27 protein-coding genes are annotated in these 24,018 nt (G+C 40.6%); 23 read left to right on the top strand and 4 right to left on the bottom strand.

All coding sequences use genetic code 11. The annotated features are described in order from the left end of the window. Positions 1-5: 5 nt before the first annotated feature. From T356_RS0113990 to T356_RS0113970, 4 genes are all read left to right on the top strand, one after another. On the top strand, positions 6-959 hold the full coding sequence (locus T356_RS0113990; RefSeq protein ID WP_026515017.1) for an ABC transporter permease: 954 nt from the start codon (positions 6-8) through the stop codon (positions 957-959). Between the two features lie 1,025 nt (positions 960-1,984). Then, positions 1,985-2,530, top strand: a complete 546-nt coding sequence (locus T356_RS0113980; protein WP_026515016.1) for a prolyl-tRNA synthetase associated domain-containing protein — start codon at positions 1,985-1,987, stop codon at positions 2,528-2,530. A 48-nt stretch (positions 2,531-2,578) separates the two neighbouring features. Further along, entirely contained in the window at positions 2,579-3,058 is a 480-nt protein-coding gene (locus T356_RS0113975) for a GNAT family N-acetyltransferase (protein ID WP_026515015.1), read from the top strand. A 2-nt stretch (positions 3,059-3,060) separates the two neighbouring features. Then, positions 3,061-3,246 carry a hypothetical protein gene (locus tag T356_RS0113970; protein WP_026515014.1) on the top strand — a complete coding sequence of 62 codons (186 nt, stop codon included), beginning with the start codon at positions 3,061-3,063 and terminating at the stop codon, positions 3,244-3,246. A gap of 32 nt (positions 3,247-3,278) precedes the next feature. Here T356_RS0113970 and vapC read toward each other — a convergent pair whose 3' ends face one another. The 3 genes from vapC to T356_RS0113955 all read right to left on the bottom strand — a co-directional run bounded on the left by vapC (position 3,279) and on the right by T356_RS0113955 (position 4,301). Continuing rightward, the gene (vapC, locus tag T356_RS0113965) at positions 3,279-3,680 is read right to left on the bottom strand and encodes a type II toxin-antitoxin system tRNA(fMet)-specific endonuclease VapC (protein WP_026515013.1); all 402 of its coding nucleotides are present in this window, start codon (positions 3,678-3,680) and stop codon (positions 3,279-3,281) included. Next, positions 3,677-3,904: a type II toxin-antitoxin system antitoxin VapB gene (gene vapB / locus T356_RS0113960; RefSeq protein WP_026515012.1), complete on the bottom strand. Its 228-nt coding sequence runs from the start codon at positions 3,902-3,904 to the stop codon at positions 3,677-3,679. The genes vapC and vapB overlap by 4 nt, the downstream gene beginning before the upstream one ends. A gap of 127 nt (positions 3,905-4,031) precedes the next feature. Continuing rightward, a complete protein-coding gene (locus T356_RS0113955; RefSeq protein ID WP_026515011.1) occupies positions 4,032-4,301 on the bottom strand; it encodes a hypothetical protein in 270 nt (89 codons plus the stop codon). Between the two features lie 145 nt (positions 4,302-4,446). Between T356_RS0113955 and T356_RS0113950 the strand changes: the two genes are divergently transcribed. From T356_RS0113950 to T356_RS0113855, 19 genes are all read left to right on the top strand, one after another. Continuing rightward, on the top strand, positions 4,447-4,917 hold the full coding sequence (locus tag T356_RS0113950) for a hypothetical protein (protein WP_026515010.1): 471 nt from the start codon (positions 4,447-4,449) through the stop codon (positions 4,915-4,917). A gap of 22 nt (positions 4,918-4,939) precedes the next feature. Beyond that, complete coding sequence (locus tag T356_RS0113945) at positions 4,940-5,281, top strand: SMI1/KNR4 family protein (protein ID WP_026515009.1); 342 nt, start codon at positions 4,940-4,942, stop codon at positions 5,279-5,281. A gap of 152 nt (positions 5,282-5,433) precedes the next feature. Next, the gene (locus T356_RS0113935) at positions 5,434-5,679 is read left to right on the top strand and encodes a hypothetical protein (RefSeq protein ID WP_155839044.1); all 246 of its coding nucleotides are present in this window, start codon (positions 5,434-5,436) and stop codon (positions 5,677-5,679) included. A 451-nt stretch (positions 5,680-6,130) separates the two neighbouring features. Continuing rightward, positions 6,131-8,803, top strand: a complete 2,673-nt coding sequence (locus tag T356_RS0113930) for a valine--tRNA ligase (protein WP_026515007.1) — start codon at positions 6,131-6,133, stop codon at positions 8,801-8,803. A gap of 139 nt (positions 8,804-8,942) precedes the next feature. After that, positions 8,943-10,307 carry a bifunctional folylpolyglutamate synthase/dihydrofolate synthase gene (locus tag T356_RS0113925; RefSeq protein ID WP_197020921.1) on the top strand — a complete coding sequence of 455 codons (1,365 nt, stop codon included), beginning with the start codon at positions 8,943-8,945 and terminating at the stop codon, positions 10,305-10,307. A gap of 14 nt (positions 10,308-10,321) precedes the next feature. Then, entirely contained in the window at positions 10,322-10,486 is a 165-nt protein-coding gene (locus T356_RS21330) for a hypothetical protein (protein WP_035781180.1), read from the top strand. Next, positions 10,486-12,114, top strand: a complete 1,629-nt coding sequence (locus T356_RS19560) for a tetratricopeptide repeat protein (RefSeq protein ID WP_051563452.1) — start codon at positions 10,486-10,488, stop codon at positions 12,112-12,114. The genes T356_RS21330 and T356_RS19560 overlap by 1 nt, the downstream gene beginning before the upstream one ends. Before the next feature lie 22 nt (positions 12,115-12,136). Then, positions 12,137-13,513 carry an MBOAT family O-acyltransferase gene (locus T356_RS0113910; RefSeq protein ID WP_051563451.1) on the top strand — a complete coding sequence of 459 codons (1,377 nt, stop codon included), beginning with the start codon at positions 12,137-12,139 and terminating at the stop codon, positions 13,511-13,513. Positions 13,514-13,528: 15 nt separating this feature from the next. Continuing rightward, the gene (locus T356_RS19555; RefSeq protein WP_035781178.1) at positions 13,529-14,455 is read left to right on the top strand and encodes a GDSL-type esterase/lipase family protein; all 927 of its coding nucleotides are present in this window, start codon (positions 13,529-13,531) and stop codon (positions 14,453-14,455) included. A 14-nt stretch (positions 14,456-14,469) separates the two neighbouring features. Then, positions 14,470-14,712, top strand: coding sequence for a hypothetical protein (locus tag T356_RS0113900; protein WP_026515004.1), 243 nt, complete (start codon positions 14,470-14,472; stop codon positions 14,710-14,712). Between the two features lie 17 nt (positions 14,713-14,729). Beyond that, positions 14,730-15,122 carry a RidA family protein gene (locus tag T356_RS0113895; protein ID WP_035781175.1) on the top strand — a complete coding sequence of 131 codons (393 nt, stop codon included), beginning with the start codon at positions 14,730-14,732 and terminating at the stop codon, positions 15,120-15,122. A gap of 13 nt (positions 15,123-15,135) precedes the next feature. Next, complete coding sequence (locus T356_RS0113890) at positions 15,136-16,233, top strand: tetratricopeptide repeat protein (RefSeq protein WP_026515002.1); 1,098 nt, start codon at positions 15,136-15,138, stop codon at positions 16,231-16,233. 106 nt (positions 16,234-16,339) lie between these two features. Next, positions 16,340-16,891 carry a TetR/AcrR family transcriptional regulator gene (locus T356_RS0113885; protein ID WP_026515001.1) on the top strand — a complete coding sequence of 184 codons (552 nt, stop codon included), beginning with the start codon at positions 16,340-16,342 and terminating at the stop codon, positions 16,889-16,891. After that, entirely contained in the window at positions 16,888-17,829 is a 942-nt protein-coding gene (locus T356_RS0113880; RefSeq protein WP_026515000.1) for a MurR/RpiR family transcriptional regulator, read from the top strand. Before T356_RS0113885 ends, T356_RS0113880 begins: the two co-directional genes overlap by 4 nt. 15 nt (positions 17,830-17,844) lie before the next feature. Next, the gene (locus T356_RS0113875; protein WP_026514999.1) at positions 17,845-19,128 is read left to right on the top strand and encodes an NAD(P)/FAD-dependent oxidoreductase; all 1,284 of its coding nucleotides are present in this window, start codon (positions 17,845-17,847) and stop codon (positions 19,126-19,128) included. Positions 19,129-19,149: 21 nt separating this feature from the next. Continuing rightward, positions 19,150-19,812 carry a (d)CMP kinase gene (gene cmk, locus T356_RS0113870; RefSeq protein ID WP_026514998.1) on the top strand — a complete coding sequence of 221 codons (663 nt, stop codon included), beginning with the start codon at positions 19,150-19,152 and terminating at the stop codon, positions 19,810-19,812. An 11-nt stretch (positions 19,813-19,823) separates the two neighbouring features. Continuing rightward, positions 19,824-20,678 carry a 4-hydroxy-3-methylbut-2-enyl diphosphate reductase gene (gene ispH, locus T356_RS0113865; RefSeq protein WP_026514997.1) on the top strand — a complete coding sequence of 285 codons (855 nt, stop codon included), beginning with the start codon at positions 19,824-19,826 and terminating at the stop codon, positions 20,676-20,678. Continuing rightward, positions 20,659-21,798, top strand: coding sequence for a 30S ribosomal protein S1 (rpsA, locus tag T356_RS0113860; RefSeq protein WP_026514996.1), 1,140 nt, complete (start codon positions 20,659-20,661; stop codon positions 21,796-21,798). Before ispH ends, rpsA begins: the two co-directional genes overlap by 20 nt. 184 nt (positions 21,799-21,982) lie before the next feature. Further along, positions 21,983-22,765 (top strand): CheR family methyltransferase, encoded by a 783-nt coding sequence (locus T356_RS0113855; protein ID WP_026514995.1) that lies wholly within the window; start codon positions 21,983-21,985, stop codon positions 22,763-22,765. A 44-nt stretch (positions 22,766-22,809) separates the two neighbouring features. Here the strand turns inward: T356_RS0113855 and T356_RS0113850 are convergent, their stop codons facing one another. Continuing rightward, complete coding sequence (locus T356_RS0113850; RefSeq protein ID WP_026514994.1) at positions 22,810-24,018, bottom strand: ribonuclease H-like domain-containing protein; 1,209 nt, start codon at positions 24,016-24,018, stop codon at positions 22,810-22,812.

The following is a 24,018-nucleotide window of genomic DNA, read 5'->3' as shown; positions in this document are numbered from 1 at the left end:
CGATTATGGAAAATTTGAAAAAAATGAAAGCACCTTTCATGGAGCGGCCAATCGTACGAAACATAATACCTTTTTCGGGATTCATATTTATTGTGGTTTTATTTGCTGTACTTACGGGAGGCAGGCTTTATACTACAGGAAATCTTAAACTTCTTTTGTCACAGTCATATGTACTTTTGATCTCATGTGTCGGCGTATTTATGATAATGACAATGGGCGGACTGGATTTCTCCCAGGGCTCTATGCTGGGTATCTGTTCGGTAGTGGTATGTTTTTTGTCCAGATATAATATAGTTCTTGCGATTTTGTGTGGGGTACTTACGGGTGGATTTATCGGTCTTGTAAACGGATTCTTTAACGTAAAGCGCAAGATCACATCCTTCATCGTTACTATATGTAACATGTACCTTATAAGAGGTATCGTTAAGTATGCTACGACCAAAAAACCTGTAAACGGTGCTACAAATATTACTTCATACAATACACTTGGATTTAACCTGACATTTACGATAGTAATCCTTTTAATAGCATTTGTTGTATTCCAGTACACAGGTCTTGGAAACAGATTGAAAGCTATCGGCGCAGGTGAGACTGCTGCAAGATTTGCAGGTATAAGAGTTGAGAAGACCAAGATGCTTGTATATGCGGCAGCAGGAATGATAACAGGACTCGCAGCATTTATCAACAGTATCAAGGTTGGATCTGTTACAGCAACAGCCGGCGATCAGCTTGAGACACAGATAATGATCGCACTTGTTCTTGGCGGAATGCCCGTTAACGGCGGTGCTAAGGTTAAGTTCTACAACATCATCCTTGGCGCAATGACATACAAGATCCTCACAGCGGGACTTGTAATGCTCGGCATCGAGCCCAAGACACAGCAGCTCATCATGGGTATCGTTTTCCTTGTAATGGTAGCAGTATTTGCCGACAGAGAGACAGGTATGATCGTTAAGTAAGAAGTATGAGTCAGGTGCAGTATAGAAGCCTTTTGCGAATGGAAGGCTTTAGCGAATAGAAGCTTATGACAGATGAATAAAGAATCTTAAGATGATTATGCTTGTCAGATGAATTAGTTAAATGCTTTTATTTGGAATACAAATTATTCCAAATAATATAAAGATAACAGCCGGGGCCCGCGGGGGGCTTCGGCTGTTCTTAGTATTATATGAATTGAGTGAGGTGAAATTTGTATGCACAGCTTTGCAAAGAATTGCGTGTGTTTCTTTGTTCTGGCAGGAGATATTGCTTTGTAGTGGGGCAAAAACAAGCAAGCAGCACCGTATAGATAGAGTGTGAGGAACCTGTACGGTGCTAAAATGGCAAGCAGCACCGCATAGGCAGAGTATGAGGAGTCTGTACGGTGTGAAATTGGCAAGTGGCACCGCATAGGCAGAGTATGAGGAGCCTGTACGGTGCAAAATTATCAAGCAGCACGGCACAGATAGAGTGTGAGGAGGCTGTACGGTGTGAAAATGGCAAGCGGCACCGCATAGGCAGTGTATGAGGAGCCTGTACGGTGTGAAATTGGCAAGTGGCACCGCATAGGCAGAGTATGAGGAGGCTGTACGGTGCAAAAATATCAAGTAGCACCGCATAGGCAGAGTATGAGGAGGCTGTACGGTGCAAAAATATCAAGTGGCACCGCACAGACAGAGTATCAGGAGACTGTACGGTGCAAAATTATCAAGTAGCACCGCATAGACAGAGTATGAGGAATCTATATGGTGCCCAAAAAGCTGTGAACACAGTATTTCTCATGTGAAGCAGATATACAGAGATCTTATATTAACGAAGATCTATTCCCCTAATAGACAATGACTTAAATATCGTTTATGCTGAAATATATTTTGATCATGAGAATAATGCAGTTCGCTGAATCAATAGCGAATTGTACAACAATATCGAAAAAGCTAAAAAAGCAGCACTCGTTTTGTATAACGGCGACATAATAATAAAAAACATCAGAAAGGAAAAAGACAAAATGGAACTATTTAGCGGAAGACCTGAAAATACAGACGGAAGACTTCTGAGAGAAGTTCGTACATATGACTTTTTGGATGAGCTCGGAATTGAATATAAGAGGACGGATCACGAGCCGGCAAATACGATGGAGGCATGCAACGAGATCGATAAGGTGCTTGAAGTTCTGATATGTAAGAATCTTTTTCTTTGTAACAGACAGAAAACTCAGTATTATCTGTTGATGATGCCTGGAGATAAGAAGTTCAAGACAAAAGAGCTTTCGGCGCAGATCAATTCTGCAAGACTTTCTTTTGCGGACGCAGATGACATGCTCAAATTCCTTGATATCGAGCCCGGAGCGGTGAGTATAATGGGACTTATGAATGATAAGGAACATGCCGTACAGCTGCTTGTCGATGAGGATGTAAAGAAAGGCGAATATATCGGATGCCATCCCTGCGTTTGCACATCGAGCCTTAAGATAAAGACGGAGGATATATTCAATAAATTTCTTCCGAAAGTCGGACATGAGCCCGTGGTAGTGCATCTTGTCGGGGAAGACTGAAGCAGAAGGACTTACTAATTAGCTTTTTACATGATTTTGGGTGAAAAAATGTTTAATTACCGCGAGATAAAAGCAAAAGATAATAAAGATATAGCTTTGCTTATAAGAAAAAGCCTTAAGAACTTTGACCTGGATATACCGGGGACAGCGTACTTTGATGAAGGTCTGGATCATTTCAGCGATCTGTACGGAACAAAGAGTAGCAGATATTTTGTTGTGGTAGATGATTCCGACAATGTCTTGGGTGGTGTGGGATTCTCGGTGTTTGCTCCGATGGAAGATACGGCAGAGCTTCAGAAACTCTATCTTGATGATTCTGCAAAAGGTAACGGCCTTGGATATGAGATGATGGCACTTGCCGAAGAAAAAATGCGTGAAGCAGGTTACAAATGGTCGTATCTTGAAACACACAGTAATCTTAAGGCTGCAATCCATATCTATGAGAAGTGCGGCTATACAGAGATTGAGCGCCCTAAGGAAGTCGGACATAGCACAATGGATAGATTTTTTAGAAAGAGATTGGATTGATCATGTGGATAATAAAACAGATTTTTGACGGAGATTACGGCTGCGAGGAACTTCAGCCGGGGCAAAAGCCGAAAGTCTCGGTGACGCTTGAGAACGAGGCTGGTGAGGTGAGATATGTCACGGCTGAAGATGAGTGGCTTATAGAGAACGGGCTTGAAAAGGGCGAAGTTTGGCCGCTTGAAGTATAATCAAAAAGAATGTTACTAGTATGGCATAATATCTATTCTGCCCAATTGACGATATCGAGATTGGTTACTCTTGAGAATTCCTTTACGTTGTTTGTTACAACGGTATAGCTAAGTGATTGTGCGTGACCTGCAATCATCATATCAAGCGGACCTATTGGAGTGCCTTTTTTTTCAAGGCTGGCTCTGATTTTTCCGTAACAGTTTGCTGCGTTTACGTCAAAATTCATTATTTCAATGTTTGCAAGTAATAAAGCGAGCGCCAGTCTGTTTTTTTCTATAGCGGCGCTTTTTTCTACACCATGAATAAGCTCTGCATAGGTAACTGATGAAATGCAAACTTCGGAAGGATCGTGCTTTTGAAGCTCTTTAAAAACTTTCTCGGGTTTGTGCTTTATTATATAAATACAGATATTGGTGTCGAGCATATACCTCATAATTCTTCACGCTCCTGTAGAGTGTCGGATCTTCCGTCTGACATGAAATCATCTGAAAACATGTCTATTGCATGCATAAAAGAATCCCATTTATTATCTAAAGGAAGAAGTAGAACAATATCACCAATTTTATTTATCATTACTTCGTCAGAAGAGAAGCGGCAATCTTTGGGCAACCTTACAGCTTGACTTCTTCCGTTTTCAAAAACTTTTGCTGTCATCATAGAATAATCCTCCTTCTATAAATAATATATACCAAGATATATACCGTGTCAATTTAATACTCTCTGATTGATTGAATCCCCAGCGTTTACAGTATATTTTGAATGTCTCATAAGCATAGAGGGGATATTAAAGAGGCTTGTCTTTTGTGATTTCTATAGCACAGTCCAGTTTTCCGAGTGACTCTTCTGCATTTCGGATGGCTTCTTCGGGTGTCATTCCTGCAATGGTTGTGTCTGTGCTTAGAATTTGAATGTTTTTATAGCCTTGCATATACATAAGGTCCGTATATGTCTTCACATCAATAGAACTCATCGGTTCATGCAGATAGATGAGTGCTTTGCTCGAACGCTTAAAGATTCTCCTTTTTCCATTTTTTAAAATTTTAGCTGTCTTCATAGAATAAAACTCCTTTTATAATATATAACAAGATATATATTGTGTGAATGCAATGACATCTATCGATGGAAAAGATGATGTTATAAAATACATATAAAGAAAAAATATATGTGAGAGATAAAATGTTGTAATAAGGAAAAGGAAAATGGTAGCAAAATATAAGGATAATTACTATTCTTGTGTATTAAATTCTAAAGAGCAGATCTTATTAACCGGTATAAAAAGCAAAGCAGTTTTTGGGTTTGAAGAAGACGGTGATATTTTCTATAAGAATATTACTCAAGAAGAACTGTGCGATATTTTTGAGGTTCATTATTACGTTGAATATGATTCTAAGCTTGAACACACACCTCTTTGGTGGGAAGTGAATCAAGAAGATTTTTCAACAGAAGGGGTATATTTGTATTTTACAGAGGGCTTTCTTCCGGATTGGGAAATATGGGATAAAGGAATTTGCAGAAAATATATTACTTATGCAGATATACGTAATTGCAGGGTTTGTATTGAGTATAAAAGAAAAAACTTCGAAAGAACTAATTTTGTAGATGATAAAGGGATGATGGATACAGATAGTATGCTGAAATTGCTTGAAAAGTATTGCGAAAACAAGTTGTAGGCTTTTACAAATTGGGGTTGATATGAAATATGATATTGAAAAAGCTTTGAATATTAGTATTCCGGAAGAGATAAAGAAAATAATCGAAATAAAAAAAGAACTGAGTATCATGGTGGATGGCGAACTGAGCAAGTTTATCGTTCTTTCGCCGGATGAAGTAATGGAAGCTTACAAAGAACAGTGCGATTTGTTTGGATATGATTTTGTTCCATTTGCTTTTACTGATGATGATTATTTATGTTTGAACTATAAAAATTGTGATATCTCTGTTGTTTACTGGAGTACAGAAAGAGCGACAGAATCAAAAACGTTGGCAGTGTTCGAATTATATTCTTCTTATGAGGATTTTGCAAAAGACTGTTGATTTTAGCGATTGGCTAAGGCTGGTTGGAGATTGATGATGGGGTTGGAGTACTATTTTGAAAAAGCTGTAATAGGAATTAATGGAGGTTGGTTTTATTTTTCTTATTATGGTGGAGTGGGGCGGCAAAGTGTTTGGATGAGTGCCTTTATGATATGGCAGAGGGAATGACTACTGTCAGAGATATAGAAGAGATGATGGATTTATTGATTTATGAGATTGAGAAAGAAAAGGATCAAAGCGCAGAATTTGAGATGAATTCGCGTGAGATTTCCGCTGCTATGAGAAGAAATACGCAAGATAATGTGGAAAGTTATTTGCCACAAGTTTCAGATTTTTATGGATTCCAATGGGAGTTAAAGGAGAGAGCTAAAAGAATATGCGGGGATAGAATTTTGTGATTCTTTTCTGGAGATGGTGTTTTTTGATTGAATTTGAATAGAATGCAACAACACCAATCCCCCATCTCTCAAGTATGTTGACAAAGCCTAGTGTGATTTGATAAGCTAAGACACAAATAATACTTAAAGGTTATGAGAAAGAGGAGTACACGCAACTTGCGGTCTAAAGAGAATGCGTCTGCGATATTGTCGCGCTGAGAGGATGCAGGCTTGCAATGTGTGGAAGGTAGCTTTTGAACCGGGCACCCAGAAAGGAAACAGATTATATTCGGATGGTTTCCAATAAGTGTCCCCGTGTTGTCTACGTTATAAGACGAGCGCATTGAATGATGCGAAATGAGGCAGAAGAGTCTTTATGATCTTCTGTGAATTAAGGTGGTACCACGTTATTAACGTCCTTAACAGATTAATTCTGTTAGAGGGCGTTTATTTTTTGAAGAAGGAGAAGACTATGAACAAAGAACTTGCCAAGACCTATGATCCCAAGGGAATCGAAGGTCGACTCTACTCCAAATGGGAGGAAAAGAAATATTTCCATGCTGAGGTGGATAAAAGCAAAAAACCTTTTACCATCGTGATTCCGCCCCCAAATATCACAGGTAAGCTCCATATGGGACATGCCCTTGATAATACAATGCAGGATATCCTTATTCGTTATAAGAGAATGCAGGGATATAATGCACTTTGGCAGCCGGGAACCGACCATGCGAGTATTGCGACAGAGGTTAAGATCATCGATGCGCTCAAAGCTGAGGGAATCGACAAGAGAGATCTTGGCAGAGAGAAGTTCCTTGAGAGAGCTTGGCAGTGGAAAAAAGAGTACGGCGGAACCATCATTTCCCAGCTCAAAAAGCTCGGTTCTTCATGTGACTGGGACAGAGAGCGTTTCACAATGGATGATGGTTGTAATGAAGCTGTCAACGAAGTCTTCGTTAAGATGTACAACAAGGGCTACATTTATAAAGGAAGCCGTATCGTAAACTGGTGTCCTATCTGTAAGACATCTATTTCTGATGCAGAGGTAGAGTACGAGGAGCAGGCCGGACATCTTTGGCACATCAAATATCCTGTTATCGATGTTGACGGAACTGTTTCAAAGACAGAGTTTATCGAGTTTGCAACAACACGTCCCGAGACAATGCTCGGAGATACAGCTGTTGCAGTTAACCCTGATGATGACAGATACAAGAGCTTCAAGGGCAAGAAGGTACTTCTTCCTATCGTGAACAGAGAGCTTCCTATCGTAGAAGACTCTTATGTTGATATGGAATTCGGTACAGGTGTAGTTAAGATCACACCCGCACATGACCCTAACGACTTCGAAGTTGGAAAGCGTCATAACCTTGAAGTTATCAATATATTAAACGACGATGCCACAATCAATGCCAACGGCGGTAAGTTTGCCGGAATGGACAGATATGAGGCAAGAGAAGCTATTGTAAAAGAGCTTGATGAGATGGGACTTCTTGTTAAGATCGAGGAGTATTCTCACAACGTTGGAACACACGATCGTTGCCATACAACAGTTGAGCCTATGGTTAAGGCACAGTGGTTCGTTAAGATGGATGAGCTCATTAAGCCCGCTGTTAAGGCTGTAAAAGACGGCGATATCAAGCTTATTCCTCCGAGAATGGAGAAGACATATTTCAACTGGACAGACAATATCCGTGACTGGTGTATCTCAAGACAGCTCTGGTGGGGACACAGAATCCCTGCATACTACTGCGATGAGTGCGGAGAAGTTGTTGTATCAAAAGAGGCTCCTACAGTATGTCCTAAGTGCGGCAAGACTCACTTTACACAGGATCCCGACACTCTTGATACATGGTTCTCATCAGCTCTTTGGCCTTTTGAAACACTCGGATGGCCTAATGAGACTGAAGACCTTAAGTATTTCTTCCCTACAGACGTACTTGTAACAGGTTATGACATTATCTTTTTCTGGGTAATCAGAATGATCTTCTCAAGTTATGAGAATATGGGAACATTCCCGTTCAAGACAGTTCTTTTCCACGGTCTTGTAAGAGATTCTCAGGGAAGAAAGATGAGTAAATCACTTGGAAACGGTATCGATCCTCTTGATATTATCGAGAACTACGGTGCCGATGCGCTCAGACTCACACTTATCACAGGTAACGCACCAGGTAACGACATGCGTTTCTATAATGAGAGAGTTGAGAATAGCCGTAACTTTGCAAATAAGGTTTGGAATGCGTCAAGATTTATCATGATGAACATGGAGGATGGCGAAAAGAGTGCTATCCATCAGCCTGCACCTGCGGGACTTGAGCCTGTTGATAAGTGGATCATTTCAAAGCTCAACAATACTATTAAAGAAGTTACAGATAACATGGATCACTTCGAACTCGGAATCGCGGTTCAGAAGGTTTATGACTTCATCTGGGATGAATTCTGTGACTGGTATATCGAGATGGTTAAGCCCCGTCTCTACAATTCGGATGACAAGGAGTCACACAAGGCAGCACTTTGGACACTTCAGACAGTGCTTATAAATGCGCTCAAACTCCTTCATCCTTATATGCCTTTCATTACAGAAGAAATTTTCTGTACACTTCAGGACGAGGAAGAGTCAATCATGATCTCTGACTGGCCGGTTTACAAGGATGAGTGGAACTTTGCATCAGATGAGAAGGCTATCGAGACAATTAAGGAAGCTGTAAGAGGAATCCGTAACGTTCGTACACAGATGAACGTTGCTCCTTCAAGAAAGGCCAAAGTATTTGTTGTAAGCGACAATGACGAAGTGCTTGATATTTTCTCAACAGGTAAGCTTTTCTTTGAATCACTTGCGTATGCATCAGAGTCTGTATGCCAGAAGAATAAGGACGGCATTGCGGATGATGCTGTTTCCGTAGTACTTGCGGAAGCAACAGTATATATTCCTTTCTCTGACCTTGTTGACATCTCAGCAGAGATAGAGCGTCTTACCAAGGAGCAGAAGAAGCTTGAGGGCGAGCTTAAGCGTTCACAGAACATGCTCAGCAATGAGAAGTTCCTTGCGAAGGCTCCTGCAGATAAGATTGCAGAGGAAAAAGAAAAACAGCAGAAATATCAGCAGACTTACGACCAGATTACAGAAAGACTTAAACAGCTGACAAAATGATGACTTAAGGAAATACCGGCAGGATCGGTGTTTCATCGGCACTGTTTACATTCGGGGGGATGTAGACAGTGCCTGTCATTGATTTTTTTTGAATTTAATTGAGTACAGGCTTAGTGGTGTGATTATGCATGAAGAAATTATGAAAAAAGTGGAGGAGTTTATCAGACGCTCTGACAACGAAGAGAAACTTAGTGTCAGTGAGTGTGAGGAATTTCTTAATACCATTCCAAGTTTTACAGACAAACATACGATTGAAGATACAAAGGATTTCCTGGCTTTTTTGGGCAACCCCGAAAAGAACATGAAGATAATTCATGTGGCCGGTACAAACGGAAAAGGTTCTGTTTGCTGTTATCTGTCCAATATCCTTGTTAAAGCGGGATATAAAGTCGGAATGTTTACATCTCCCCATCTTATGAAGATCAACGAGAGATTTTGTATCGACGGTAAGATGGTAACCGACGGCATTTTTGCCGAAGTTTTTGTTGAATTGTTAAAGAGAATAATGGAATACAAAAAAGGTGAGTATTTCCCTACGTATTTCGAATTCCTGTTTTTTGAAGCAATGCTTCTTTATTATGTATATCCGGTAGATTATCTTATATTGGAGACGGGACTCGGAGGAAGGCTTGATGCGACTAATTCCGTGCAGTCACCGCTTCTTTGTGTTATTACCGAGATAGGTTACGATCATATGCAGTATCTGGGAGAAAGCCTTCCGGAGATTGCGGGAGAAAAGGCCGGTATCATCAAGAAAGGCGTGCCGGTAGTGTTTTTTGACAAAAGAAAAGAGTGCAGCGAGGTCATCAAGAGCAAGGCGCTCGAGATGGATTCCAGAGTCGTGTCCGTTGACGGAAAAAGCGTCACTGACGTGAAATCCGTTAAGGATGATGCAGGGAACAAATACGTTGCTTTTTCATATAATTCCTTATATGATAATTATGTTGAGTTAAAGGTAACTACCGAAGCCGTGTATCAGGCGGAAAATGCCGCATTGGCGATTGCTTCGGCTGAGATTTTGCGCGATAAAGGCGCTGAGATATCTGAACTTGACATAAGAGAAGGTCTTATGAGTGCCAAATGGGAAGCCAGAATGGAAGAAGTAAGACCGGGCATCTATGTGGATGGCGCTCACAATATGGATGGAATTGAAGCATTCATACAATGTGCGACAGCGATTCAGTCAGAAGGAAGAAAGATGCTGTTGTTTGGCATGGTTGCCGACAAACAGTATCAGGATATCATAGACAGGGTACTTACAAGCGGAACATTCGATGCGATATTCGTTACGGTGCTTGGAACAGAGCGATCGGTTTCCGTATCTGACCTTAAGAGTGCTTTCGAGGACAGCAAGGAAAAGCACGGAATAATCGGAGTTCCCATCAAATACTACAGTAATGTAAGAGACGCTGTGACAGATATAATAACTGTCCGTAAGTCAAAAGATCTTGTTTTTGCGGCAGGTTCTTTATATCTTGCGGGACAGCTTAAAGTAATGTTGTAAACGAGGAATATTAAATGATAAATTTTGAAGAAGAACTCAAAAAGTTCAAGCCAAGTTTAGAGATTGAAGATGCTGAGGATATTATCTATAATCAGGATCTTGATGATATGTCAGATGTGCTTATAAAGCTTCTTAAGGATGCTAAGCAAGAAACTGAGAGTACAAAAAGGAGTAAGTAATGGCTATCGCTACCAGCAAGAAGCTTGAGAGCTTTTCTAACTTTTTTTATAACGATGGTCTTGAAAAGGCGGGAGTCAGAGATTTAACGGGGGCAATAGAATCTTTGCAGCAGAGTCTTCGCATGGATAAGAACAATATAGATGCGAGGAATCTTTTGGGACTTGTTTATTATGAGACCGGTGAAGTTGTCGCAGCCCTTTCGGAATGGGTTATAAGTAAGAACTTAAGACCTGAAGATAATATTGCCGATGACTATATGGATATGGTCAGAAACAGTCCGTCAAAGCTTGAGGACATTAATCAGACTATTAAAAAGTTTAATATTGCATTTAACTACTGCCGTCAGGGCAGTCTGGACCTTGCGGTTATACAGTTAAAAAAGGTTCTTTCTTTGAACCCGAGTTTTATCAAGGCACATCTTCTTTTGGCGCTTCTTTATTTGAAAGCAGGTAATTTTGACAGAGCAAAGACGGAAGCTCAGAAGGTGTTAAAGCTTGATACCGGAAACCTTATGGCCAAGAGATATCTGAAGGAAGCAGACAACATGCTTCTTCCGGGTGATGGCGGAAAACTGGTATCTGATGTGGCTTCTTCGGGAAATGATGAGATCATCAGATATAACAGCGGAAACGAGATGATTATTCAGCCTCGTAAGCAGTCGGTTCTTACAAAGTCAGGATCGATTTGGGGAATCGTACTTGGTATGGTTCTCGGAATTGCCGCATCATGTTTTCTTATCCTGCCTCAGAGAATTGCAAGTATTACATCAAACAACGATCAGAAGATTGCTGATATAAGTGAAATATCTGATTCAAAGACCGCGCAGATCGGAGAAAATGAGCAGAAGATCAAGACTCTTGAGAAACAGGTAGATAATCTTAAGAAAGAAGCCGAAGGCTACAGCGGAAGCAAATCTGCTGCAGTTAACAGCCTTATGAAGGCCAGCAGCATCTACATGAACGATCCTTCCAATATAGAAGATATGAAGAATGCGCTTGAGGCAGTTGATCTAGATACTTTTGAGAACGGTTCTCCCGAGGTGGAACTTCGTGATTCACTTATGGAGAAAATAGGTCCTCAGCTTGCACAGCCTTATTACAAAAAAGGTGCTGAGGAGTACAAGAAGAAGGATTACGAGAATGCTGTAAAAGACCTTGCAAAGGCTTATCAATACAACAAAAAGGATGTAACAATTCTTTTTAACCTTGCAAATTCTTATAAAGAATTCGGTGATGTTGATAAGGCTAAGGAGAAATACGACATTATTATCAGAGAGTTCCCTACATCACAGAGTGCTGCATCTGCAAAGACAAAACTGGCGGAGATCAATAACACCGGCGGTTCGGATAATGCAGGAGACACCAATAATGCAGATATCGAAAGCAATGTCAACAATGCGGATAATACCAATAATGCAGGCAATACCGGTAATACCAAAAAGAAGAAAAACACGGAAAATACAAGTAATGCCAATAATGCAAGCAATAATGACAATGCAGAGAATGCAAATAATACCGATAACAATGCAGATAACGGTGAGAACGCTGATAATGCTGATAATGGCGGTAATCCTGAAGGCGATGATAACGCCAACAACGATGATAATAATGACAATGCCGACAATTAAATATTTTTGGGAAATGTGTTAAATGATAAGTTTTTCGGATCTGACTTTTATTTTTAGGTTTTTACCTGTTTTTTTAATAGTGTTTTATGTGACTCCCATTAAATACAGAACATGGACACTGCTCTTGGGCAGCCTGATCTTTTATGCTGTGGGAGATATCAAGATGTTTCCTGCTCTTTTGGGAGCTGTTGTTGTCAATTATCTGTTTGCTAAAGCAGTCAGAGGAGAAGAGGGCAAGAAAAAGAAAGCTCTCTTTGCATTCATTGTAGTTATTGATGCCCTGATGCTTGTCGAATTCAAACTTTTGGGACAGTTTGTTGATAATAGTCTCATGCCTATCGGAATCAGTTTCTATACTTTCAAGATGATTTCTTTTCAGGCAGACACATATAACGGAAAGCTTGATTCAAAGCCGCTCTTTAAAGATGTTGCGGCTTATTTTTGCATGTTTCCGCAGGTTGTATCGGGACCTATCATGCGTTTTACCGATTACAGCGACAATATTGAACTTATATCCGGAGCGACAAAGAGCTCCAAAGAAGAAGTCTTTGCCAATATCGAGGATGGACTTAGATATTTTGTTGTGGGACTTGCAATGAAGGTTATTATTGCAGACCATTTGGCTATGCTCTGGAAAGAGATTGCAACAATAGGATATGAGAGTATTTCTACTCCGTTTGCCTGGATAGGCGCGGTGGCTTATTCTCTCGAGCTTTTCTATGATTTCTGGGGATATTCACTTATGTCATCGGGAATTGCGGTAATGCTTGGATTTCCTTTTATTGTCAACTTCGATCATCCTTACGGAGCAGCCAGTGTTTCGGAGTTTTACAGAAGATGGCATGCAACACTTGGTTCATGGTTCAGAGATTATATTTATATTCCTCTTGGCGGAAGCAGAGTCGGCGCAATAAGGATTATTTTCAATCTTCTTGTTGTATGGCTCGTTACAGGTTTTTGGCACGGAGTAACGCTTAACTTTATTTTGTGGGGGCTTATACTTTTTGTGATAATAGTATGTGAGCGTTTTATTGTATTTAAACTTCCGGGAGTGCTTAAGAATATTTTTGGAAGATTTAACGTACTTGTTCTCATACCACTTACATGGGTTATCTTTGCTATATCTGACGTAGAAGGTCTTATAAATTACTTTAAGAGACTCTTCCCGTTCTTCGGCGCGGGCGTTGCGGTAAACAGCAATGATTATATTAAAAATCTCGGAATATACGGAGGTCTTTTGGTTGCGGGACTGGTTTTGCTTGTTCCTCATGTGTTTAAGTTCTTTGAAAAGCACAGAAAGAATTTTGTATTTACGATATTTTTATTTGTGTTGTTTTGGTTTTCGGTTTACAGTCTGTCAAATTCGGCAGGTAATCCGTTTATGTATTTCAAATTCTGAAGAAAGTGTTATGTAATGAACTGTTTTAAGACTTGTCCGTTGCTTGCGGGCGTCGTGATGTTTTCAATAATAGTATCCACCCTGTCCTTTATTTTGAAGGGCACTCTTTATAGTGAGTATGCGACGGATTTCGATCCTGCCGAATTGCCCTTTTTTGTCCTGATGGCCAAGGGAGTTTCAGATGGTGTTATGCCATGGGAAGCTCTTGATAAAGAGAAAATGGCTGCCAGGAACAAAGCAAATGAGGAAGCTGCAAATGCACTGCTTACAGATGTTTCGGGAAACGATGTGTCTGCAAATGATGTTCCGGAAGAGGAAGAAGAGGCTGAGAAGTATGAGCTTGTGGAAGTTACAGATGATTATTTTACAGATGCTCTTTTTATCGGAGATTCCAGAACCGTAGGTCTTTCGGAGTACTGCGAAGGGCTTGATGATAAAGCGAAGTTCTATGCAAAGGTGTCTCTCAGTATACATAAAGTGCTTGAAGAGGATTTCCTTAAGGATGAGGAAGGCAATAAGATGACCGTTGATGAGGCTCTTCAGAACGATGAGCCATACGGTAAGATATATATCATGCTGGGACTCAATGAGATCGGAACCGGCACGACAGAGACATTTGTTGCGAAGTATGCCGAAGTTGTTGCGAGAATAAGAGAGCTTCAGCCTGATGCTATCATTTATATTCAGGGTATCATGCATGTTACGCAGAATAAGAGTGATAATGACAAGATCTTTAATAATCCGACGATAAACGAGCGAAATGAGGCTCTTTCACATCTTGCCAATAATGTGGATATTTTTTATATAGACATGAATGAAGCTGTTGATGATGAGAACGGAAATCTTCTTGAGGAACTTTCTACGGATGATATACACTTGAAGGCTTCGGCTTATGAGAGGTGGCATCAGTACCTGCTTCATCATGCGATTGTAAAAGATTGATCAGGAGTGTTAAAATGTCTAGAGAAATGTCATTTAAAATGGAACGACCGGGACTTCTGAAAGAGGGAGATCATGTTACGGTTACGGAGGGAGTTCTTCCAAGTAACTATTATTATACGATTGATCCGTCTCTTGCGATGTCGGGAAATTTTCCTTTCCGCGAGCGCATGCTTGAGCGAGAGGGAGTTGTTACAAAAGTTGAAGAGAATGCAAGAGGATTCTATGTTACCGCGGTATTTGGTGATGAGAACTCTTAAATAAATAATATCAATATATGAGGAGGATTTATAAAGTGGAATATATTAAGACAGATAAGGCGCCGGCAGCTATCGGACCATATTCACAGGCAATAAAGGCAGGAGATTTTCTTTTTGCATCGGGACAGATTCCGATCAATCCCGAGAACGGTGAGATTGATACAACAACCATCACAGATCAGGCAGACAGAGTTTGCCGGAATATCGGTGAGATCTTAAAAGCTGCGGGAACAGATTATGAGCACGTTGTAAAGACAACATGCTTCCTTGCGGAGATGAGTGATTTTGCGGCATTCAATGCTGTTTATGAGAAGTACTTTACCGGAAAGCCCGCAAGAAGTTGTGTGGCTGTTAAGCAGCTTCCCAAAGATGTTCTTTGTGAAGTAGAGGTTACTGCATATTTGGGATAATAGGGGGTTCAATGTGAAGTACAGGATTATTGCAGCTGCAATATGTATTTCTGTTACGCTTGGCGGATGCGGATCTTTTGCCGGCAGAAGCGGAATAGACTCCGGTTTTGCCTTTATAGACAGTCACGAGTACACCAAGGCATTGGAAAGCTTTGCAAAGGCAGAAGAGAATGGCGAGGATCCTTGTCTCATCCACAGGGGAAAAGGAATTGTATATTTAAATATAACTGAATATGAGCAGGCGGCTCAGGAGCTGCTTGCTTCTCTTGCTGCGGATGACGGTGTCGTTGATGACATGGACTTTGACACAAACTATTATCTTGCAGAGACATATATGAAGCTCGGTGATTTTGACAGAGCAAAGGGAATCTATGATGCTATCCTGAGCCTTAGAGACAAAGATCCCAATGCTTACTTCTTAAGAGGTGTTTGTGAACTTGCTGCGGGGCCTGACAGCCAAGACGCGGCAGATGCGGATTTTACCAGTGCGATCCGCCTTAATCCCAAAGATTATTCTATGAGAATAATGATATTTAAGGCACTTTCTGATAATAACCTCCCCGACAAGGCCAATGCGATTCTTCAGTATGCACTTGATAACGATGAGGATTCTATGTCCAATTATGAAAAGGGACAGATTTATTTTTATCTCGGAAATGATACTGAAGCGCAGGATTATCTCAACAAGGCTAACGGCGAGGGCGGTCATGAGAAAGAGCCTGTTGTGCTTCTTTTGGGACAGTCATATGAGAGACAGCAGCAGTATGGCGCTGCGATTAAGGTTTATAAAGCTTATTTGACCAATAATCCGGGCAGTGCAAGAATATGCAATCAGCTCGGAATGTGCCAGATAAGCATGGGTAACTATGAAAAGGCTGCAGGAAACAATGATGAGGCAGATGCGGCTTATGAAGGTGCGAGATTGTCATTGGAGTCGGGAATTGCTCTTAATGACAAGTCGATGAATCAGGCACTTTTGTTTAATCAGGCATGTTTGTATGAGTATTGGGGCGATTTTGCTACCGCTTCAAAGCTTATGGCAGAGTATCTTGAAATCTATCCGGAAGACGGAACTGCGCAGAAAGAAGGCATATTCCTCTCAACGAGATAATATATGGAGAGTGGTGAAATTCATTGACACTCTATCGTTAATTCTGTAAAATGATAACGCATGCTTTTATATGAATCTATGCAGAATTATGTTGGGAGGGGATAGTATGTCCAGGAAAGCGACAATTACGCAAAAAGAGATTGTAAATGCAGCATTTAAGATTACCAAGAGAGAAGGTTTCGAGCAGATAACATCCAGAAAACTCGCAGCGGCGGCGGGATGCTCAACACAGCCGATTTTCCGTATTTATGATAGTATGGACGCGCTTAAGAAAGATGTCTACGATAAAGCAGCAGCATACTACGAAGATTATTATAACGATTGTTCCAAAAATCATGAGGTTCCTTTTGTGGACCTCGGTCTTGCCTATATTGGGTTCGCCCAGAAATTCCCCTATTTATTTAAACTTCTTTTTGTATCCGAGCAGGGTGATGAGAAGAAGAGTATGTATGATCTTGTAAACGGTTCAAAAGAGAATGTTGTAAAAGAGATTAAAAGAGCGTCTGATGATGGTATATCTAACGCACAGCAGCTGTTTATGAAGATGTGGATATATATCCACGGAGCAGGCTGCATGGCGGTGACGGGTGATTACGATCTTGATGAAGCAACTTCGGTTTCTATGCTTGAATCGGCGTATAAGGCATTCAGTCTATGAAATTTGAAAATGATGTTGATGTTATAACAAGAATAAATGAGTGTTACTCCAAGATGAGTAAGGGCAAAAAGTCTATTGCCACCTATATCTGCGATCATTATGAGCAGGCGGTTTTCATGACAGCCGCAGAGCTTGGTAAGATTGTAGGTATGAGCGAATCTACGGTTGTGAGATTTGCCATGAGTCTTGGATATGACGGATATCCTGATTTTCAGAAGGCACTTTCCGTGTGGGTCAGCGATAAGTTTGGTTCCGTTGATAAGGTCGGAAGAAAGTTTGGTAAGAGTACTGAGGGAGAGATACTATCAACTATCCTGATGTCCGACATGGCCAATATTGAGAGCACCATCAACAATATAGATGTCGCAGCTTTTAAGACGGCGGTTGATATAATCTTAAAGGCCAGGACGGTTTATATTGTCGGAATAAGAAGCTGTGAACCCTTAGCAGATTTTTTACATTTTTATCTCAACATGATCAGAGGTAATAATGTTATAATCAAAACTACAAGTGTCACGGAAATGTTCGAGCAGATGATCAGAATCGGAGACAAAGATGCCATCATAGGCATAAGTTTCCCAAGATATTCTATGAGAACGCTTAAATGTATGGAGTTTGCCAATGACAGAAATGCCAAGGTAATAACCATAACGGATTCTGTTCATTCACCGATGAATCTCTATTCTTCCTGCAATCTTCTTGCAAGAAGCGAGATGGCATCTATTGTAGATTCTCTTGTTGCGCCGCTTAGCGTAATAAATGCTCTTGTGGTTGCTCTATGTATGAGAAAGCCCAATGAGGTCAAGGCGGATCTTAAGATGCTTGAAGAGGCGTGGAATAACTATCAGGTTTATCTTAATGATGAAATTGATTTTGCTTCCGACGATCCTATGATGCTTGGACCGATCAAGTCCCTTATGGGAAAAGAGGAAAATTAGGAATTTATAGGTAATATGAAGAAAATAGCAGTGATCGGCTGCGGGGCAGCCGGAATGATGGCGGCGCTCGCTGCTGCACAGAGCAGCGCGAGCGTCACTGTTTTTGAAAAGAATGAGAAACCCGGAAAAAAGATATACATAACGGGAAAAGGGCGTTGTAACGTAACTAACGCCTGTGATGTCACGGATTTTTTTGGACATGTCAAAAGAAATCCCAGATTTTTGTACAGCGCGGTTTATGGATATGATAACAGCGCGGTTATGGACTTTTTTGAAAATAACGGATGTAAGCTGAAGGTTGAGCGCGGGGACAGAGTATTTCCCGTTTCGGACCATTCATCCGATATAATAAGGACTCTTTACAATGCCGTGAAAAAGGCGGGAGTAAAGGTCGTATTTGATACAGAGGTATTGTCGGTAGAAAGCTGCGAGGGTGTGGTATCGGCTATCACTTATGCAAAAAGCGGCGATCCGATCACAAGAGAAGAGTTTGACGGCGTTATAGTTTGCACGGGAGGTGTGTCTTATCCTTCGACGGGATCAACCGGAGACGGATATAAGTTTGCCAAGGAGCTCGGACATTCTCTTGTAAAGCCTGTGCCTTCACTTGTTCCTTTTGTAATAGAAGAAGAGTGGTGCAAAGATCTGCAGGGGCTTTCTCTTAAGAATGTCGGCCTCAAGCTCTTTTTATCAAAAGACGAGAATGACAAACCCTCTGTGAAAAAGAAAAAGGCGGATAAGCCGGTATATGACGGCTTTGGAGAGATGCTCTTTACTCACTTCGGAGTCAGCGGTCCTCTTGTTCTTACGGCAAGTTGCCATTATGAAGAAAATGCAAAGGGAAAGCTTCTTCTTGATCTAAAACCCGCTCTTACCGAAGAACAGCTTGATAAGAGGATATTGCGCGATTTTGAAGGGGCGATAAATAAGCAATTTAAAAATGCTTTGGGCGGACTGTTTCCAACAAAGCTTATTCCTGTTATGATAAAACTCTCAGGTATCGATCCTGAAAAAGCTGTTCATGATATTACCAAAGAGGAAAGGCAGGGGCTTGTTAAGCTCATAAAGAGTGTTCCGATGACAGTTGTGGGAACCCGCAACTTTAATGAAGCGATCATCACACGTGGAGGTATAAATGTAAAAGAAATAGATCCTTCCACGATGGAATCCAAGATGGTCAAGGGACTTTTCTTTGCGGGTGAGGTTCTGGACATCGATGCTGAGACCGGAGGATTTAATCTTCAGGTGGCGTGGTCTACCGGGTATCTGGCCGGAGAAAGCGCCGGAACGATCAGTTAATATATGGAGGAAACTAATACAATGGCTAAAAGTATTGCTATAGACGGACCTGCGGGAGCCGGAAAGAGTACGATTGCAAGACAGGTCGCACAGGAACTTGGCTTTATCTACGTTGATACAGGCGCTATGTACAGAGCTATGGCTCTTTATATGTTAAAAGAAGGAATTGGTGCAGATGAAAGTGAGAAAATCGTAAGCTCATGTAAAAAAGCCGATATTACCATCAGACATGAGAACAATGAGCAGGTTGTATATTTAAACGGTGACAATGTAAACGGGCTTATAAGAACAGAGGAAGTCGGAAACATGACTTCCGCGATCAGTGTAAATAAAGAAGTCAGAGAAAAACTCGTGGAACTTCAGCAAAAGCTCGCAGAGGCTACAGATGTTGTAATGGACGGAAGGGATATCGGAACGGTGGTACTTCCGAATGCAGACCTTAAAGTTTATCTTACCGCAAGCTCACGTGTGCGTGCGGAGAGAAGATACAAGGAGCTTGTAGCAAAAAAAGTTGAGTGTAATCTTGAAGAGATCGAGAAAGACATAATTGACAGAGATTACAGAGATATGAACAGGGATATATCACCTCTTAAGCAGGCTGATGATGCGATATTGCTGGATTCGTCCGACATGACGATCTTAGAAGTAAAAGATAAGATAATTGAGCTCTATAAGGGCATTTGAAAGGAAACAGTATGGAAGTAATCCTTGCTGAACATGCGGGTTTTTGCTTTGGAGTTACCAAGGCGGTAGATACCGTCTATGAACAGATAAAGAATAATCCCGGAATGAATATATATACATACGGTCCCATAATCCACAACGAGATAGTTGTAAAGGATATGGAAGAAAAGGGTGTAAAAGTTATAGAATCGGTTGATGAACTTGAGGGAATAAAGAGTGGTATAATAGTAATCAGATCCCACGGAGTTACCAGAGAAGTTCATGAAAAAATAGCTGCTACAGGCCTTGAGATAATCGATGCTACCTGTCCTTTTGTTAAGAGGATTCATAAGATAGTATCCGAAGAGAGCGCAAAGGGAAAATCAATAATCGTAGTCGGAAGTGCAAATCATCCCGAGGTTGAAGGAATAGTGAGTTATGCAGATGGTGAAGTTTTTGTTATCGATTCGCCCGAAAGTGCCGAAAACTTCCGCGGTGACCGAGATAAAGAGTATACCATTGTATCTCAGACAACATTTAACAAGAATAAATTTCAAGAAACCGTTGAAATCTTTGGGAATAACGGTTACAATATTAATATTGTGAATACTATATGTAACGCTACTGACGAGCGACAGTCCGAAGCTGAGAATATTGCATCACGAGCAGACGTGATGATAGTGATCGGAGGGGCACACAGTTCCAATTCAAGAAAACTGTACGAAATTTGCAATCAAAAATGTGCCAAAACATATTTTATTCAGACACTGGATGACTTACATCTGGAGAGAAATGAAGCGGTTAAACTAGTGGGGATTACCGCTGGGGCATCAACCCCAAAGAACATTATTGAGGAGGTTCAGAATTATGTCAGAAGAAACTTTTGAACAGTTGCTTAACGCATCTTTCAAAACAATTCACACGGGGGAGGTTGTTGAGGGAACTGTTATTGACGTTAAGCCTGACGAGATAATTCTTAACATTGGTTACAAGTCCGATGGTATCTTGACTAAGAACGAATATAGCAATGATAACAGTATTGACCTTACAACTGTAGTCAAAGTTGGGGACACAATGGATGTCAAAGTCCTTAAGACAAACGACGCAGACGGACAGGTTATTCTTTCATACAAGAGACTCGCTATCGACAGAGGAAACAAGAGAATCGAGGAGGCTTTCAACAACAAGGAAGTTCTCACAGCAAAAGTTGTACAGGTTCTCGAAGGTGGACTTACAGTCGTTGTAGACGAAGTAAGAATATTTATTCCTGCAAGCCTTGTTTCCGATAGTTATGAGAAAGATCTCTCTAAGTATCAGGATCAGGAGATTCAGTTTGTTGTTACTGAGTACAACCCTAAGAGGAGAAGATACATCGGTAACAGAAGAATGCTCGTTACAGCCGAGAAGGCAGAGCAGGCTAAGAAGCTCTTTGATTCTATTAAGGTTGGCGATGTTGTAGAAGGCGTTGTAAAGAACGTTACAGATTTCGGTGCATTTATCGATCTTGGCGGAGCAGACGGTCTTCTTCATATTTCAGAGATGAGCTGGGGACGTGTTGAGAGCCCTAAGAAAGCATTTAAGATCGGCGATACTGTTAAAGTTCTTGTTAAGAGCATTGACGGCAGTAAGATCGCGCTTTCAAGAAAGTTCGACAACGAGAATCCTTGGAAGGATGCTACAGTTAAGTATGCTGTTGGCAACGTTGTAAAGGGTAAAGTGGCAAGAATGACTGATTTCGGTGCATTCGTAGAGCTTGAGCCCGGTATCGACGCACTTCTTCATGTTTCACAGATTGCAAAAGAGCATGTAGAGAAGCCTGCTGATGTACTTAAGGTTGGACAGGAAGTTGAAGCTAAGATTGTTGACTTCAACGAGGAAGAGAAGAAGATCAGCCTTTCAATCAAGGCTATGTTCGCTCCTGAGAAGGAAGAAGATACAGAGAGCGGAGATGTTGTTTCTGTTGATATTGATAAGGTTATTGCCGAGCAGGAACAGGAAGAAAACTGATATTTCTAATCAACATATAAAAATAAAAATCGGCAGTGATGCCGGTTTTTATTTTTTTTTAATTTTACATACAATTCGCACTAATATAGAATGGTATTATAGTTAATGACCGATAAATCAGCTGTCTTTTATTGGAACATAGTTATTTATCATAAAATTTAATAATATATCAGGAGGAATTTCCATGGCATATGATTATGAGTGGTTTAAAAAAGCAGTCTATGATCTGACTAAGATTGACCTCAATTCATACAAAGAGAAACAGATGAAGAGGAGAATCGATACCCTCATAGGGAAGTATGATGTAAAAGGATATGACGGATTTGCCGAACTTATCAAAAAGGACAGGGAGGCACTTGATTCTTTTGTATCTTACCTTACCATCAATGTTTCTGAGTTTTTCAGAAATGCTGACCAATGGAATTTGATGGATAAAGAAATGGTTCCCGAACTTATGAGTAAGTTTGGGAAAAACCTTAAAATCTGGAGTGCTGCCTGTTCTACAGGTGATGAACCATATACTATTGTTATGATGCTTTCTAAGCATATGCCTTTGAATCAGATCAATGTTCTTGCAACAGACCTTGATGCTGTTGTACTTGCAAAGGCTAAAGCGGGAATCTATGACAAGAAAGAAGTTGCCGGTGTTCCTGCTGAATTTAAGAGCAAATATTTTGAAGAGACTCCTGATGGCAAGATGAAGGTATCGGAAGAAATAAAGTCTAGAGTTACCTTCAAACAGGCTGATCTTTTGCGTGATCCTTATCCGAAAGATTGCCACCTGCTTGTATGCAGAAACGTGCTTATCTATTTCACAGAGGAAGCAAAGGATGAAATATTCAGAAAATACTTTGATTCTCTTGCACCCGGTGGAATACTCTTTATCGGAAGCACGGAGCAGATAATAAATTATAAAGAAATGGGTTATGTAAGAAAGAATTCCTTCTATTACGAAAAACCTATGTGATAAGTGATATTACAAAAGGCTGTCGCTATTGATGCGGCAGCCTTTTATATTTCAAGAATGTGTGCGATTATGTGTGATGCATATACACTAAGAGCAAAGCGGCTCTGCTTGAGATTGGCATTGAGATCAAAGAATATTCTGTCATCCTTGTAATCTGATTTGAAGAACGGTGCAAAAACAAGATCCCATTCTCGTAGGTACTGGCCTGCTTTCTTGGTGTAGCAGGTCTCGGGTTTGGCTTTTACTCTGTAATTCCTGTCGACAAATGATGCGATTGATTTGTGAATCGCTGTATCTTCTTTGGGAAGATAGTAGTAGTCGTTGTAGTTTGAATAGAAATACTTGAGCTCTGCTTCAAATATGGGAACTCTGAGTATAGCTTCGTCTTTTTCTATTTTGAAATAGCAGTCATCCAAATGCCCTGTTAATGAAGATGGAAGAGCAAAAGGGAGTGACAGTCTCATAAATATCTCTTTTTTCTGATTTCCTTCGTAGTCATTGTAGCAATTGACCTGGACCTTTCTGGCTCTGACAGGAAGGAGTATATCATCTTCGGCGGCATTTGGATCCATATAGTCATCTTGCGAAACAGGCTCATCCGTCTTGATGGATATCTTGGGCATATTTATGAATAATGAGAAGAATTTCAGAAATTGCAGCATCGGTAAAAGAGAAAACATCCCTTTTACATCTTCATAATTATGCAAAAATAGTATTTCGAGCGGCTTTCTTGCCACGGCTTTTTTGTAGGAATTATAAATCGGTATAAGAGTTTTGCTGTCGTAATTACTCTTTCTTTCTATTCCGAGATACATCTCGATTGTTTTTTGCTTGCAATCTATAAGTCCCAATTGATCCTGATATGGACGCAATACTTTGTGAAGATCTATGGAAGTTGCGTTTTCAAGAGGATCGGATATGTTGTGCTTTGCAAGCTTATTTTTTAAAAAAGGAAGATCGAATTTATCTCCGTTGAAACTTAAAACTTTTGAATGATCGGAAAAATTCTGAGAGTAAATTTTCAGAATTTTGGATTCTTCAGAAGCATTTTCTGCAAAAAGTTGCAAAATATGCCAGAATCCGTCGTCATAATAACCCAGACCTATCATATAAATATCCGAGGTTCTTGGGGACAAGCCGGTGGTTTCTATATCTATAAATAATATGTCGTTATTACTGCAACCAAGCATTTTCGGCAACTTATGTATTATGTGATCTGCTGAAAATGTGATGCTCTTGACACTTTTCTTCAT

The sequence above is a fragment of the Butyrivibrio sp. LB2008 genome, from assembly GCF_000621565.1.
In the GTDB taxonomy this organism is placed as follows: Bacteria; Bacillota; Clostridia; order Lachnospirales; family Lachnospiraceae; genus Butyrivibrio.
Note: the sequence above shows the minus strand (reverse complement) of the source record. Positions and strands in the feature narration are given on the sequence as shown.